The organism is Paenibacillus auburnensis (assembly GCF_927798115.1).
GTDB classification, from domain to species: Bacteria; Bacillota; Bacilli; order Paenibacillales; family Paenibacillaceae; genus Paenibacillus_AQ; species Paenibacillus_AQ auburnensis.
This window is the reverse complement of the sequence record NZ_CAKMMG010000005.1, coordinates 180,631-194,823: the sequence shown is the minus strand read 5'-3', so window position 1 is coordinate 194,823 and position 14,193 is coordinate 180,631. Positions and strand designations below refer to the sequence as shown.

Genomic DNA, 14,193 nt, shown 5'->3' with positions numbered 1-14,193 from the left:
GAAAAACATGAATTTTACGCTGCCGTATGACCAGTATCTGGAAATGTACCGCTACAAATATCTGGCGTTATATCATGCGCTCCGTGCAGCGATTCTTGACGGAACCCTGCCGGGAGGGGCCCGGCTACCATCCACAAGGAAGCTGGCCGGGCTGTATCTGCTATCACGGGGGTCGGCCTCGCAGGTATACGATATGCTGCTGGCAGACGGATATATCAAGACGGAGCGGGGGCGCGGCACGTTTGTTTCGGTTGACGGCTTCTTTACCGGAACGGGAGGAAGCAGCGGATCTGGAGCTAGTAAGCCGGAAACCGGTGAACCGGGTGCAGCGGGCGATGGTTCCGGTAGCCTTCTGGCTGTATCACCAGAACATGAGGAAAAAGCTGCCGACGGGAGATACAGCGGGAATGCAGCCGGTGTAAACAGGACATCCCGTCCAGCATCTCCGGCTCCAGCGCCGATTATGCTCACAGCTTGGGGTGAACGCCTGATGGAGCGGAAGCTCTCTGTTTATGAACGGGCCGGTGCGGACTTCATCAGCTTCCGCAGCAGCGGAATGCAGATGGAGCATTTTCCGTATGCCGAATGGCGGAGCGCACTCAACTATGCGGGAGGCAAACAAGGCGGACTGCTGGAGAGCTATTGTCCTCCCCAGGGGGATGAAGGCCTGCGGCGGGCGATTGCCGCCCATTTGCGGATTACCCGGGGAATCCGCACCGATGCGGGGCAGATCGTGTTGTTCAGCGGCTCGATGCAGGGCATCGTTATCCTGACGCAGCTTCTGCTGGAACAGGGGAGCAGCGCTGTGGTCGAGGATCCCGGATTTCACGGCATCCGGAGGGCAGTGGAGATTGGCGGCGGCAGGCTGCTGCCGGGCCGGGTAGACGAGGCTGGACTTGTCCCCGAGGACTGGGAGGCACGGCTGCTGTTCGTCACACCGAGCCGCCAGTTCCCCACCGGCGCGGTGCTGCCGCTGGACCGGCGCCGCAGCCTGCTGGAATGGGCACGGCGGCACCAGGCTGTCATCATCGAGGATGATTATGACAGCGAGTTCCGTTGGGGCGGCCGGCCTATAGAGCCGCTCAAAGCGCTTGACCGGGAGGAGCGGGTCGTCTATGTCGGCTCCTTCTCTAACAGCATGTTCTTCGGGCTGCGGCTTGGCTTCGCCGTGCTGCCGTCTTCGCTGGCAGAGCCGGTCACTGCGGCCAAGGCGTTGTACGAGCCGCTCCCGGCAGGCCAGCTGGAACAGCGGGCCTTGGCCCGGTTCATGGGCACCGGCGGGTACAGCCGCCACCTACGGCGCATGACGCGCATCTACGGCGAGCGTGCACGGATCTTTCGCGCCTTGCTGGCCGCGCGGCTCGGGACGGTCTTCCAGGCGCTGCCTGGCGATGCAGGCCTGAATATCTATGCGCGCTGGCTGCGCACAGATGCGGAGTTCGCTGCCTTCCGGGCGGCGGCACGGCGGCACGGCACGGACTTCCGTGACGCAGCGCTGTACCGGATTAGGCCGGGGAGCGCGGCGGCCTGCTTTTCTTTTGCCCACCTCGATGCTGCGGCGCTGGAGGAGGGCGTGAACCGCCTGCTGTTAGCCTGGAACGATGTGCAAAATCGAACGTGACAAGGTATTATGTATTGTAAGGAAAACGTATGCTTACGAAGACAGTTTTGTTCACGAGGTAATTTCATAGAGGATTATGCTGAACAAAACTAAGCCTATGCTTACGAAGATAGTTTTGTTCAAGAAGCATTTCGAAGAAGTATAACCTGAACAAAACTAAGCCTATGCTTACGAAGATAGTTTTGTTCACGAAGTGATTTCATAGAAGATTTACGCTGAACAAAACTTTTAGGAGGGAATATTATGCTGCATGCATCGCCGTCCTCTTTTGTAATTCTGCCGGCCCTGGCGAAGATTGTCTGTGAACCGGGCTGGAGATGGCAGAAAAGAGAGAAGCCGCTGCAAAATTATGATCTATTTTATGTCTGGAGCGGGGAAGGTACGGTTGTACGCAGCGGTGTGCCTTTTCAGGTGGGCAAGGGAAGCTGCTTCCTGTTCCGCCCGGGTGATTCTACTTATGCGACACATAATCCGCAAAAGCCGCTGGTGATTACATACATTCACTTTGATGTTGCCGAAGAGGTGACAGAGATCCCAGAGCCATACCGTGAGCTGACAGAGACGGTGGAATTCGAGCATCTGCTTGCCCGTTATGTGCGTTTATTTCTGGTCAAAACCTTCGCTGCCGAGGAGGAAGGGCAGCTGATTCTGAAGCAGCTGATGATCCATCTGCTGCGTGAGGACCGGATGATGCCGGTGGAGCGGCATGTAAGCAACCATCTGACTGAAATTATCCATGAGGTAGCCAATTATGTCAGCCAGCATCCGGGTGCTGCACATCGTGTGGAGGACCTGGCGGCCCGGGCGGGATTATCTCCGCGTTACTTCTCCATCAAATTCAAGGAAATTACCGGCTCCTCGGTCCAGTCGTATGTGATCCGTGCCCGGATTGAACGGGCCCAGCATCTGCTGCTGTACGCCGGAATGAATGTCACCGAGGTGGCAGATGCGCTGGGCTACCGTGATATTTTCTTTTTCAGCCGCCAATTCAAGCAGCACACGGGGAAAAGCCCGTCCGAGATCCGCTGACCTTTGTCCCGTCCTCCCTCTTCCGGCTGCTTTGTTTCAGCTTTTTACTCCAGGGGTAAATACGTTGCAACCTGGTTTACAGAAGATTTACATACAGCCTGGAAGGGGAGAACACAGGTATGACAAGAGGACGCCGGATTTCAAATAATGCACTCAAGTGCGGGAGCGCCGGATTATGCCGGAACCGCTGGAGACGCTTGAAGCAGAATAGCGGCATGACCACAGACCAGTGGTTCTAAAGCAAGCATACTAAGACGCAAGGATACAGCGATAGATGTAAGAGAACCGGGGCCGGTAGGCATCCGGTTTTTTAAAATTTGTGTGAGACGGGCCAGCCTCTGAGCTTCAGGCGTATCCGCAAGGACCTGCCGGGGTATAAGGATAAAGAGGATGAGCGGCCCGAGATGACATATACTTAAGCGGAGCAGAAGAACTGAAATCAAAGGTTAGAGGTGAGAGGATATGTACGAAGTTGTGTTGATCCGGCATGGAGAGAGTGAATACAACCGTCAGAATCTGTTTACAGGCTGGAGTGATCCCGATCTGACGGAAAAAGGGGTTCAGGAAGCCAATGCCGCCGGCAAGCTGTTGAAAGAAGCAGGCTACTCCTTCGATCTGGCCTTTGCTTCTGTGCTGAAGCGTTCGATCAAGACGCTGAACTACGTGCTGGAGGAGATGGACCTCCTGTGGATTCCTGTCCAGAAATCCTGGAAGCTGAATGAGCGCCATTACGGGGCGCTGCAAGGGCTGAGCAAAAGCGAAACCGCCGTTAAGTACGGGGAAGAGCAGCTGCATATCTGGCGGCGCAGCCTGTCGGTCCGCCCCCCTCTGCTGGAGCCGGATGACCCGCGCTATGCCAGAAACGACATCCGCTACAAGGAGGTGCGCCCCGGCGATATTCCGCGCGGGGAGAGCCTGGAGGATACGGTCGCCCGAGTCGGCGATTTCTGGGGCAAACGGATTGTGCCGCTGATCCGCAAGAAGGAGCGGGTGCTGATCTCGGCGCACGGGAATACGCTGCGGGCGCTGATCAAATTCATGGAGGATTTGGATGAACCGACGCTGCTGGAGCTGAACGTTCCCACTGGCGTACCGCTTGTTTATAAGCTGGATGATGACGTTAAGCCGATCAGCCGCTTTTATCTCGGGGTCCCTGAAGAAGTGCAAGAGAAAGCCCGTGAGGTGGCGAACCCGAGCAAGGTGACGGAATAAGCCTCAGCCGTGAATGAGTATATGTATAATAATCAAAGCCCCGTCCAAGGGATTGCCTGCGCTCCCTTGGACGGGGCTTTGAAGTATGTCTTGGCGGTTTAAGTAGGGCGCCGCAGTGTCCCCAGCAGTTCCCCCATCTTAACCTTGGTCTCGCTCGTTAGTCCGGGCCGCGGAGTAAAGGTGCCGTTCTCAAGCAGCAGCACCACAGTAGAACCGAATTCGAAATAAGCGAGGTCCTCTCCGATCTGCCACTGATCCGCTTCAGCATCCGAATAATGGATGCTGCTGACATTCATCGCACCAACCTTCACAACGGCGGCTTCCCCGTTTGCTCCGGCAATATAAGTAATGAGCCGTTCATTGCGGCTCAGCACACTCTTCATATGTCTCATGCCGAATTCATTGACAGGATAGGCCCGGCCGCGGATATAGTCGCTTTCTATCTTGCGTCCGGTAAGCGGTGAGTGAATCCGGTGATAATCCGTCGGGCTTAAGTACAGTACGAAGAAGAACCCCTTTTTGTACAGCTCCATATGCGGAGAATGATTAAGCAATTCCTCCAGCAGGTAATCCTGGCCTTTTACATTCATAATGGTTCCGGAATGAATCTCACCCATGGCAGTTATCAAAGCGTCTACCGGACTGGCAACGACATCAGCCCCATCCGCTACTATGCGCATTCCAGGCTTCAGCCGGCGGCTGAAAAATTCATTTAGCGTGTGGTATTCCCCGGACGGCTTCTCCGCTTCGGCGGCAGGAATATGATAAGTCCGAATAAATACCGGGATCAAAAAACGGCTGAGTCTGCTATGGGAAAAAGCTCCCATTAACCGGGAAAGCCATCGGTGTGAGGACAACTCGGTCATCAGCCGCAGCAATTGTTTAACCATGATTATCTCCCTTCCATCATGCAGAGTAACGGTCCCGCTTCCGGGACCGTTACCGCTCTGCATTATATTGACATAGAATAAGAGACAAATCAATAACGGATATACCTTGCGGGCTCTTCAAGCAGGAAACGGGCATAGCCCATAGGCCTGCGGTAGCTGTCTTTCCAGGTTCCGCTAAGTCCGGCTTTCTGGAATCCATAGCGCTGGTCGCGCCCGTTGCATTCGATGAAATACAGACGCTGGTCCCTGGTGATTCCGATATCCAGCCCGATATCGGCCAGGCCGGGCAGGCTTCTCTCCAGCTGGTGAGCGATGGAGAGACTGAGGGATGTGACAGACATGCGGATGCATGCCGCTGCACTACCGGTGAATACCTGATCCAGAACAGCGGAGGCGCTTAGCGCTTCGCCGCCTCTGGCAATATTCGATACAAAACCGCCGGGTGCCGCAAGTTTGGCGAACATGCCGGTTACCTGCCACTCTCCGCCCCAGCCGCGTTGCACGGTGACCCGAAGATCAAAGGGGCGGCCGCTGAGCTCAGCCAGCGGAATGCGTTCCTGTACCAGATAGGGTACCGATGCGAAGCGTAACCGCAGCGCCCTGGGCAAAGCCTGCGGGTCCACCGTACTGCTCAGCCAGCGCCGCGAGCCGGAAGGGAGATAGCTCCAGGTCCAGCGGCGCGCACTGATCCGGGACAGGCGCATGACGCCCTTGCCGACACTGCCGCGGCATGGTTTGAGAATGAGATCAGAATAGCGGTTCATCATTTCCTTCAGCCCGGACATTCCGGTCCTAGAGTCAGGCAAAAAGCACTGCAGTGCTTCATTCTGCTCCAGCAGCCCGTGAATCTGATCTTTTCCGTAGCGGTTACATGTATTAAATATCAGGAGGCCCTGCCCCAGCAGCCGGTCGATCCCGGTGCTGCCCTGGCTGTAGATCGCCCTGTTATGAATCACGCCCGGTGTCGGGATGACGGTTCTGACGTATCCCTGCCTTCCCTTCACGTAAGCGATGCTGAATCCTGATTCCGGATTGATGTCAGAGAGCTGCAGAAAGCAGGGGATCATTCCGTAGGCGGCGGCAGCCTCCTCATAGCTTTCCAGCGACTCCTGTCCCGTTTTTAACCGGGGAACGCCCCGGTGCATAGCGGCATTTAGCAGTATTCCCACGAGCTTTTGCCCCATGTTCGTTCCTCCCGTTATCTTCTGTAATTACGGCGGTTCCCCTTCTTTAGCATTGTATGTTTGTACGGGGCCTCGGGGGATGGACGAATGCGCGGCGGCAGATGCCCTTTTTTTGAACCAGGATCTTACGGGTTTAAAGAATGGCAGGCATGCTGCAAAAGGGTGTCATCCGCCTACCTTACTGCATATGATGCCTAGGAGAAACATTCGATGGAAGGAGGAGACTGCTTGTGAAGGGCTCCAGAAAGAACCGGCATAACGGCGCTAAAAAACGACTCTATTATGTAGATAATCCCAATAAAACAGAACTGAGCATGCTGCGAAGCGGTCCAAGAGTACAGGAGGGGAATAATACGTCAGCCGGAGGTACGGATACGGTGGCGGAGGTAAGTGTGCCAGACCAGACTCTGCCAGACCAGACTCTGCAGGTTAGCGGCGTCGGCACAGCGGAGCTTCCGGCACAGCCGGCCGTCCTGGAAACGAATCAGCTGCTGAAGCCGGCAGTGGTAGAAGCGCTTGAGATTGAGGCGGTTCCTCCAGTAAAGGTGCCGGCGGCGCCGCTTATGACGGAGAAGGAACGACTGCAGAAGGTGTACACCGATGATATTTCGGAAGCCGCAGTGACCGGCCCGAAAATCGCTCCTCGGACGATCGACGGGTCCAAGCTGAAATTCGGCATTATCGGCACGCCGTGGCTGCAGGATTATGCAGTACAGAGTATTAATATCGCGGATAAGGCGATTACCTCGTCCAAACTGGCCCCCGAGTCGGTATCGGGCGAGCATTTGGCCGAAGGAAGTGTCAGCGGAGGCAAGCTGCTGGATTATTCAATCGGCGGCGAGAAGCTGAAAAACGGAAGTATCGGGCCGGAAAAGCTGGCTGACCGCACGATCGGAGGAGAGCAGATCGCCGACCGCTCGATCGCCGGCCGCCATTTGAGCGAGCTGCTGATCACCTCCGAGCTGCTGGAGGACGGTGCTGTTAGCGGCGAGAAAATTCTAAGCAGCAGCATTGTCAGCCGCCACCTGGCGAACGGCATTATAGACCGCTCCAAGCTGGCGGATGAAGCGGTATCCAGTGACAAAATTGCCGATGGCGAAATCACCGGTGCCAAGCTGGCTGAGGGCAGCATCGGCAGCCTTCATCTGAAGGAAGGGGCTGTGACCGCGAAGCATCTGGCCCCGGGTGCAATCGGTCGGGAGCAGCTGGCCAGCAAGCTGATCGGCAAAGAGCAGCTGGGTTCCGCCGTGATCGAGAGCGGGCATCTGGCCGATGGTGCAGTGGGCTCACGGCAGCTCGGGGAGAAGGCTGTACGCAGCCAGCACCTGAGTCCGGAGAGCATAAACGGGACCCATATCGGCGACGGGGAAATTAAGGGGAATCATCTGGCTGACCGGAGTATTTCTTTTGTGAAGCTGGCGGAAGGGGCTGTGGGGACGGCGCAGATTGTCGAGCAGGCGGTGACCTCCTCCAAAATCGCCGACCAAAGCATCCTGACGCATAAGCTGGCCGATGAAGCGGTGACGACCCGCCATCTGGCGAAGTCTGCAGTCCGCAGTCCGCAGATTGCCATGCAGGCAGTTACCTCCGCTCACATCCAGCGTGAAGCGGTGGATCAGTCCCACTTGAGCACTGAATCTGTAGGTTCACAACAGCTACAGGCGGGTGCGGTGCTGAATACACACCTGGCTTCCGGTGCGGTAACCGGCAAACAGCTGGCGCATGAGTCCGTCACGGCGGACCATCTCCTTCCGCATAGTGTAACTACTGCCAAATTGGCAGAAGGGGCGGTGACCGGCGCGAAACTGGCTCCCGGTTCCGTGAGCAGCAATACCATTGTCCGGGAAGCTGTGAGCGGGGAGCATATCGCTTTCTGTGCGGTGGAGGAGAAACATCTGGCAGATGCCAGCGTCAGCGGCCGGGTGCTGCAGGGTGCGGTGGTAGATACCGAACACCTGGCTCCGGGTGCCGTTGAGCGCAAGCATCTCGCCGAGAACAGTGTCAGCAGCACAGCTCTGCAGGCCGGAGCGGTGATCGGTGAGAAGCTGGCCTCAGGTGCGGTGAAGGAAGTTCACCTGGCTGCAGGGGCGGTGCAGCCGCATCATCTGGCAGATCATGCTGTGACTTCATTAAAGATATCGCCAGAAAGCATCTCGACCGATAAGCTCAGCGATTTGTCTGTTACGTCCATTAAGCTGGCTGATGGCAGTGTGAGTTCTCCCAAGCTGGCGTCTGCTGCGGTGACAGCCGAGCACTTAGCGCCGGGAGCTGTCGTTCCTGCCTCTATCAGTGATACAGCAGTGCAGGGACGACATCTGTCGCCGGGAAGCATCGGCGGGGCGCATATCCGCCCGATGTCGATCGGTAACGGGCATATCCTCCCTAGTTCAGTCTCTGCTATACAAGTGCAGGACGGCAGTATTGTCAGCTCCAAGCTGGCAGATGAAGCTATAACCTCCCGCCACCTGTCCCCCGGCAGCATTGACGGTAGCATTTTGGCGGAAGCCGCGGTGGAGAGCCGGCACATCGGCGAAGGCGAGATTACGTTGGCCCATCTGGCAGAGGAAGTCCGCAGCGCAGAAATTCTGCCGGATGGCAGCATCAGTGCAGATAAGCTGGCAGACAGCTCTGTTGGCTCATCCCAGCTGGCTCCCGGCAGTGTATATGGAGGCCACATTACACCGGAAGCGGTGGATAGCCGCCATATCCGGAGCGGCAGCATTACCTTGAAGCATCTGTCCAAGGAGGCACTGACTTCCGAGCTGCTGCCGGACGGCAGTGTCGGCGGTGCTAAACTGGCTGACGCTTCTATAGGCTCCCAGCATCTGTCGCCGGGCAGCATTGACGGCAGCCATTTGGCGGAAGCCGCAGTGCAGAGCCGGCATATCGGCGAAGGCGAGATTACGCTGGCCCATCTGGCAGAGGAAGTCCGCAGCGAAGACATTCTGCCGGACGGCAGCATCAGTGCAGATAAGCTGGCAGACGGCTCCGTTGGCTCATCCCAGCTGGCTCCCGGCAGTGTATATGGAGGCCACATTACACCGGAAGCGGTGGATAGCCGTCATATCCGGAGCGGCAGCATTACGCTGAAGCATCTGTCCGAGGAGACACTGACTTCAGAGCTACTGCCGGACGGTAGTGTTGGCGGCTCCAAACTGGCTGACGAAGCCATAACCTCCCGCCACCTGTCCCCAGGCAGCATTGACGGCAGCCATCTGGCGGAAGCCGCAGTGGAGAGCCGGCATATCGGCGAAGGCGAGATTACGCTGGCCCATCTGGCCGAAGAAGTCCGCAGCACGGACATTCTGCCGGACGGCAGCATCGGTGCAGATAAGCTGGCAGACGGCTCTGTGGGTTCTTCCCAGCTGGCTCCCGGCAGTGTATATGCTAGCCATATTAAACCGGAAGCGGTGGATGGCCGCCATATCCGGAGCGGCAGCATTACCTTGAGGCATCTGTCCGAGGAGACACTGACTTCCGAGCTGCTGCCGGACGGCAGTGTCGGCGGAGCTAAACTGGCTGATGCTGCTATAGCATCCCGCCATTTGTCGGCTGGAAGCATTGACGGCACCCATCTGGCAGAAGCCGCAGTGGAGAGCCGGCATATCGGCGAAGGCGGGATTACGCTGGCCCATCTGGCGGAAGAAGTCCGCAGCGCGGACATTCTGCCGGACGGCAGCATCGGTGCAGATAAGCTGGCAGACGGTTCAATTGGTTCTTCCCAGCTGGCTCCCGGCAGTATATATGGAAACCATATTACACCGGAAGCTGTCGATAGCCGCCATATCCGGGTCGGCAGTATTACCTTGAGGCATCTGTCCGAGGAGGCACTGACTTCCGAGCTGCTGCCTGACGGCAGTGTCGGCGGCTCCAAACTGGCTGATGCTGCCATAGCGTCCCGCCATTTGTCGCCGGGCAGCATTGACGGCAGCCATCTGGCGGAAGCCGCAGTGGAGAGCCGGCATATCGGCGAAGGCGAGATTACGCTGGCCCATCTGGCTGAAGAAGTCCGCAGCGCGGACATTCTGCCGGACGGCAGCATCGGTGCAGCTAAGCTGGCAGACGGTTCTGTCGGCTCACGGAAGCTGGCAGCCGGGAGCGTATATGGAGGTCACTTAGCTCCGGAAGCAGTGGATAGCCGCCATATCCGTAACAGCAGCATTACCATGAAGCATCTGTCCAAGGAGGTGCTGACTTCTGAGCTGCTGCCTGATGGCAGCATAACCTCGAAGAAGCTGGCAGAAGGCTCTATCGGCTCCTTCCAGCTGGCCCCCGGCAGTATATATGGAGGCCACATAGCATCAGAGGCGGTGGATAGCCGCCATATCCGGAGCGGCAGCATTACCTTGAAACATCTGTCCGAGGATACGCTGACCTCTGAATTGCTGCCTGATGGCAGTATCGGCTCTGCGAAACTGGCTGAGGGCGCAGTAGGTTCCTTCCAGCTGGCTCCGGGCAGTGTATATGGAGGCCACTTGGCTGCAGACGCGGTGGAAAGCCGGCACATCCAGAGTGGCAGCATAACGGCCGATCATCTCGCTGAAGGGGCAGTGAAATCCGAGATGCTGTCCGACGGCAGCATCGGTTCGGAGAAGCTTGCGGCCGGAGCAGTGCATTCACACCATCTGCAGCAGGAAAGTGTCTGCAGTGAGCATCTGGCTGACGGAATTCTGGAAGAGCGGCATTTGCTTCCGGAAATCATAAAACTGACGCATCTGGCAGAAGAAGTCCGCAGTGCAGAGCTGCTCCCGGACGGCAGCATTACCGCTGCCAAACTGGCTTCCGGCAGTATTGGAGAGGAGCATCTGGCCGAGGGTGCCGTTGGCGCCTCCGCGCTTCAGGACGAAGCGGTGGACGCTTCTAAACTGGCTTCCTTCGCAATTCAATCCCGGCACCTGGAAGAAGAGAGTGTGCAGAGCTACCATATCGCATCCGGCGCAGTTAATGGAGACCATCTGGCCCACGGCTCAGTCGGTATAGAGCATCTCTCCTTCAGTCCGGTACAGAGTGCCGGAAACCGGGAAGTGCTGCAGCAGTTCGGAATGACGGCATTCATGTTCAACGGTAACGCAGAGAGCGTGGATGTGACTGTACCGTTCGATGAAGCCTTTGGCCATACCGGTTATGTGCTCGTGGCGATGACCAACCAGCCTTTCTTCCATGCCTCACTGAAGAGCAGAGCCAGCGGAGAAGCGGTTGTAACCGTAGACCGTTTGCGCGAAACTCCGCATTTCTACGGTGTGTTATCTTGGATCGCCCTTGGTTCCCCGCCGGCTAAACCGGCTGTAGAGCATCGGGCCTTTGATTAAATAGAGGAACAACGGAATAGAAGGGGGAAAAGCGCAGCCGATGGCTGCGCTTTTTTGAAGGATAATATTTTGTATGTAATCCCCGAAGCAGAAGCCCCTCTTTGTGGCGTTATTTTGAGAGATTCAGGCAATAATTCAGTCCCTAGGAGCTCGCAGAACTATAGTGCTTCAATGAAAACCTCCAAACGCCAACCGAAACTGCGAAAATGGACCAGCTGAGTATAAGAAACAAAGTGTACTCCGCAAAGTGGATGGTTTTCACCACAGCTTTTGAGGCAACGGTTAAGGCTAATCCATACGGCAATACATAGCTGAGTATAAACCGGATAAAGCCTTTATAAATATCTACCGGCCGCGTTGAAAAGTAACATAGAATTCCGTGTATGGAGTCTACAAAGTCTGCTTTTACCAGCCAAAACGATGAGCACGTAAGGATAAAATAGACGGAGTACTGAATCATTAAAGCGTGAAAAATGGAAACAACGTAGAGTACAGCTTTTCCAAAGGTTAACTCCATCCCTCCCTGGATAAGCGCAAATGTAATCAGTATAACGCCAGTCAGTGCGCTTATTAATGAACCGGGATCTACATTTCTCAGACTGATCAGAAACTGGGAGTTTACCGGCTTGGTTATATAATAATCCAGTGCACCGCTCCTGATCATGCCCGGAATCGCCAAAAGGTTAAAAAATGGGCCAAACGTCCACAGCGAATCGATAATATTAAAAGTGCCGATATAGAAAAACATTTCGTATTTTGTCCAGCCGGCCAGTGTATCTACATTCGTGAAAACAAGATGCATAAAGATTAGCTGTACAGAAAAAAATGCGGCATTCGTAACGAACACTAATCCAAAATTAATTTTGTATGCCGCCATTTTCATAAGACTCTGCTCGATAAATATCCGGTATAATCTCACGTATCTCATATCAGCCTCACGCGCCTGTTCCCGTATATTTTTTTAGGCCCATTCTCCAAATGATTTTTATCAAGCCGTATAGCACCAGAATCCACACCAGCTGTATCCACAGACCCCGGTATAATGCCTCCGCTGACAAGCCTTTCGTAATCATAACGGCTGGAAAATACGTGCAATACATAAAGGGAAGCACCGAAAATGCGTTAAGCAAGGGTCCCGGGAACAGATCTAACGGAAACACTCTGCCTGAGGCAAGATCAAGAAGAATATCTTTTAGAAGGAATAAGGAGGCCACCTCTGTCATCCAAAACACAAACAAACTGATTAGGATATTGATCAAAAAGCTCAAGATCAGAGAGCATAGTACCACTACCGGGAGTAAACAGAATTGCGCCGCAGGAATTTCCGCCTGTAAATCCCCAAAACGAAAAACGATCACCGGTATGAACATCAATAGGGCAATGAGCAGGTTAAGCAGCTTCTGGGATAAGGTTTCAGTGAAGTAATACCCAAAATAATGGATGGGCCTGACCAGTAAATTATTTAAAGCTCCGTCTTTGATCTCATTAGCGACCTTATAACCGATACTCCCAACATTCGTGAAGGAAGCAATAATAAACATGAAAATGTAGTAGGTGATGATTGAATTGAAATTGTACCCGTTAATCTTACGGCCCTGAGCATTGTCGAATAACACCTTCCAGAAAGCAATTTCCGCTATGACCCTGAATACATCCATTAATGAGGTGAATATAAAATTCCCTTTATAGGCAAGGGAGGTCTGCAGATTAAGTTTCAGCACCTGGACATATTTTCTCATCGTATACACCCATCCGTTATTTATTGAATAAGCTCTCGAAAATATCATTGATCGGCAGCTCACCGGTCGTTATATCACTTAAAGACCCATCGTAAATGATTTTTCCGTGTGAGATAGCAATAATGCGGTTACACAGCTCTTCTATATCCTCCAGATAATGACTGGTCAAAATGACCGTAACCTTCTTTTCAACATTTATATACTTTAAAAAATCCCTGATCCTGCGCCTGGATGAAACGTCCAGCCCAATCGTAGGCTCATCTAAAAATAATACTTTTGGGCCATGCAAGAAAGCGCCGATGAGTTCGAATTTCATGCGTTCGCCTAAAGACAGATTTCTTAAAGGAGTATTAAGGATAGATTGTACCTCTAATAGTTCCGTTAATTCCTGAAGCGTTCGGGTATAATCAGGCTCCGTGATTTCGTAAATTTCTTTAATCAACTGAAAGGAGTCTATGGCCGGAAGGTCCCACCACAGCTGATTTTTTTGACCCATCGTGATCGAAAAGTTCTTCTTAAAGCCATGCTCTAACCGATGCGGGATATATCCCATTACGCTAATCGCACCTTCTGTAGGATGTATGATTCCTGACAGCATTTTTATGGTTGTCGTTTTTCCTGCACCATTAGGACCGATGAAACCAACAAACTCCCCTTCTTGGATGGAGAAATTAATGTGATCGACAGCCACCTTGTTCTCAAATTGTCTCAAGAATAAATTTTTAATGCCGGCTAACAATCCGGGCTCCTTTTTTGTGGTTTGGTAAACCTTTGAAACGTTATTCACTGCAATTATTTCATTCACGATGACTTCACCCCTTGATTACATGTACTTTTGTTCTTGTTATAAGAAGTTTTCTTGCTTTTCTTTCCGGCTGCCCATCCTATTTATTCTGTGGAGGCCGGCGGCTCCAAGCATCGGCTTATATCCATAGAGTAAATGAACCCCCTGGAAAAATATAGACTTATAATAATTATTTTGGTATGATGTTGAATAAGGTCTTGAAAAAAATGTACATACAAACCACGGGTCATTCATTGATCCGTGGTTTTTTTGTTTGCGGAAAATTAGGGGTTCATCTGCAGCAGGGAGGGATGGCATTTGTCCAATTTTCTGTGCGAAGGGAGACATGTGCCGTTGCGAGGGACAGCGGATTACATAGACTGTGGTGTAACCCTCAGCCCGGGAGTATGCCCTCCGAAGGAAGG

At 54.0% G+C, this 14,193-nt stretch carries 9 protein-coding genes; 4 read left to right on the top strand and 5 right to left on the bottom strand.

What is annotated here, in order from left to right:
- Positions 1 to 7 precede the first annotated feature (7 nt).
- The 3 genes from L6H70_RS18250 to gpmA all read left to right on the top strand — a co-directional run bounded on the left by L6H70_RS18250 (position 8) and on the right by gpmA (position 3,862).
- Positions 8 to 1,621 carry an aminotransferase-like domain-containing protein gene (locus tag L6H70_RS18250; protein ID WP_236335429.1) on the top strand — a complete coding sequence of 538 codons (1,614 nt, stop codon included), beginning with the start codon at positions 8 to 10 and terminating at the stop codon, positions 1,619 to 1,621.
- A 243-nt stretch (positions 1,622 to 1,864) separates the two neighbouring features.
- Complete coding sequence (locus L6H70_RS18245; RefSeq protein WP_236335427.1) at positions 1,865 to 2,650, top strand: helix-turn-helix domain-containing protein; 786 nt, start codon at positions 1,865 to 1,867, stop codon at positions 2,648 to 2,650.
- Positions 2,651 to 3,112: 462 nt separating this feature from the next.
- Complete coding sequence (gpmA, locus tag L6H70_RS18240; RefSeq protein ID WP_236335426.1) at positions 3,113 to 3,862, top strand: 2,3-diphosphoglycerate-dependent phosphoglycerate mutase; 750 nt, start codon at positions 3,113 to 3,115, stop codon at positions 3,860 to 3,862.
- Positions 3,863 to 3,960: 98 nt separating this feature from the next.
- Here the strand turns inward: gpmA and asd are convergent, their stop codons facing one another.
- Both asd and L6H70_RS18230 read right to left on the bottom strand, forming a co-directional pair.
- Positions 3,961 to 4,752, bottom strand: a complete 792-nt coding sequence (gene asd / locus L6H70_RS18235; RefSeq protein ID WP_236335425.1) for an archaetidylserine decarboxylase — start codon at positions 4,750 to 4,752, stop codon at positions 3,961 to 3,963.
- A gap of 89 nt (positions 4,753 to 4,841) precedes the next feature.
- Positions 4,842 to 5,936: a YheC/YheD family endospore coat-associated protein gene (locus L6H70_RS18230; RefSeq protein ID WP_236335424.1), complete on the bottom strand. Its 1,095-nt coding sequence runs from the start codon at positions 5,934 to 5,936 to the stop codon at positions 4,842 to 4,844.
- A 230-nt stretch (positions 5,937 to 6,166) separates the two neighbouring features.
- On the opposite strand from L6H70_RS18230, the gene L6H70_RS18225 reads away from it, so the two are divergent.
- Positions 6,167 to 11,245, top strand: a complete 5,079-nt coding sequence (locus L6H70_RS18225; protein WP_236335423.1) for a WIAG-tail domain — start codon at positions 6,167 to 6,169, stop codon at positions 11,243 to 11,245.
- Positions 11,246 to 11,387: 142 nt separating this feature from the next.
- Here L6H70_RS18225 and L6H70_RS18220 read toward each other — a convergent pair whose 3' ends face one another.
- Genes L6H70_RS18220 through L6H70_RS18210 form a run of 3 tightly spaced genes read right to left on the bottom strand, consistent with a single transcriptional unit; the run spans position 11,388 to position 13,789 of the window.
- Positions 11,388 to 12,173, bottom strand: coding sequence for an ABC transporter permease (locus L6H70_RS18220; protein WP_236335422.1), 786 nt, complete (start codon positions 12,171 to 12,173; stop codon positions 11,388 to 11,390).
- A 7-nt stretch (positions 12,174 to 12,180) separates the two neighbouring features.
- Entirely contained in the window at positions 12,181 to 12,984 is an 804-nt protein-coding gene (locus L6H70_RS18215) for an ABC transporter permease (protein ID WP_236335421.1), read from the bottom strand.
- A 16-nt stretch (positions 12,985 to 13,000) separates the two neighbouring features.
- Positions 13,001 to 13,789 carry an ABC transporter ATP-binding protein gene (locus tag L6H70_RS18210; RefSeq protein WP_236335420.1) on the bottom strand — a complete coding sequence of 263 codons (789 nt, stop codon included), beginning with the start codon at positions 13,787 to 13,789 and terminating at the stop codon, positions 13,001 to 13,003.
- Positions 13,790 to 14,193 lie beyond the last annotated feature (404 nt).

Bases quoted from the DNA above. Each gene is read 5' to 3' on its own strand.
- L6H70_RS18230 (WP_236335424.1), bottom strand. From the start codon at position 5,936: ATGGGGCAAAAGCTCGTGGGAATACTGCTAAATGCCGCTATGCACCGG.
- L6H70_RS18215 (WP_236335421.1), bottom strand. From the start codon at position 12,984: ATGAGAAAATATGTCCAGGTGCTGAAACTTAATCTGCAGACCTCCCTT.
- L6H70_RS18250 (WP_236335429.1), top strand. From the start codon at position 8: ATGAATTTTACGCTGCCGTATGACCAGTATCTGGAAATGTACCGCTAC.
- asd (WP_236335425.1), bottom strand. From the start codon at position 4,752: ATGGTTAAACAATTGCTGCGGCTGATGACCGAGTTGTCCTCACACCGA.
- gpmA (WP_236335426.1), top strand. From the start codon at position 3,113: ATGTACGAAGTTGTGTTGATCCGGCATGGAGAGAGTGAATACAACCGT.
- L6H70_RS18220 (WP_236335422.1), bottom strand. From the start codon at position 12,173: ATGAGATACGTGAGATTATACCGGATATTTATCGAGCAGAGTCTTATG.
- L6H70_RS18245 (WP_236335427.1), top strand. From the start codon at position 1,865: ATGCTGCATGCATCGCCGTCCTCTTTTGTAATTCTGCCGGCCCTGGCG.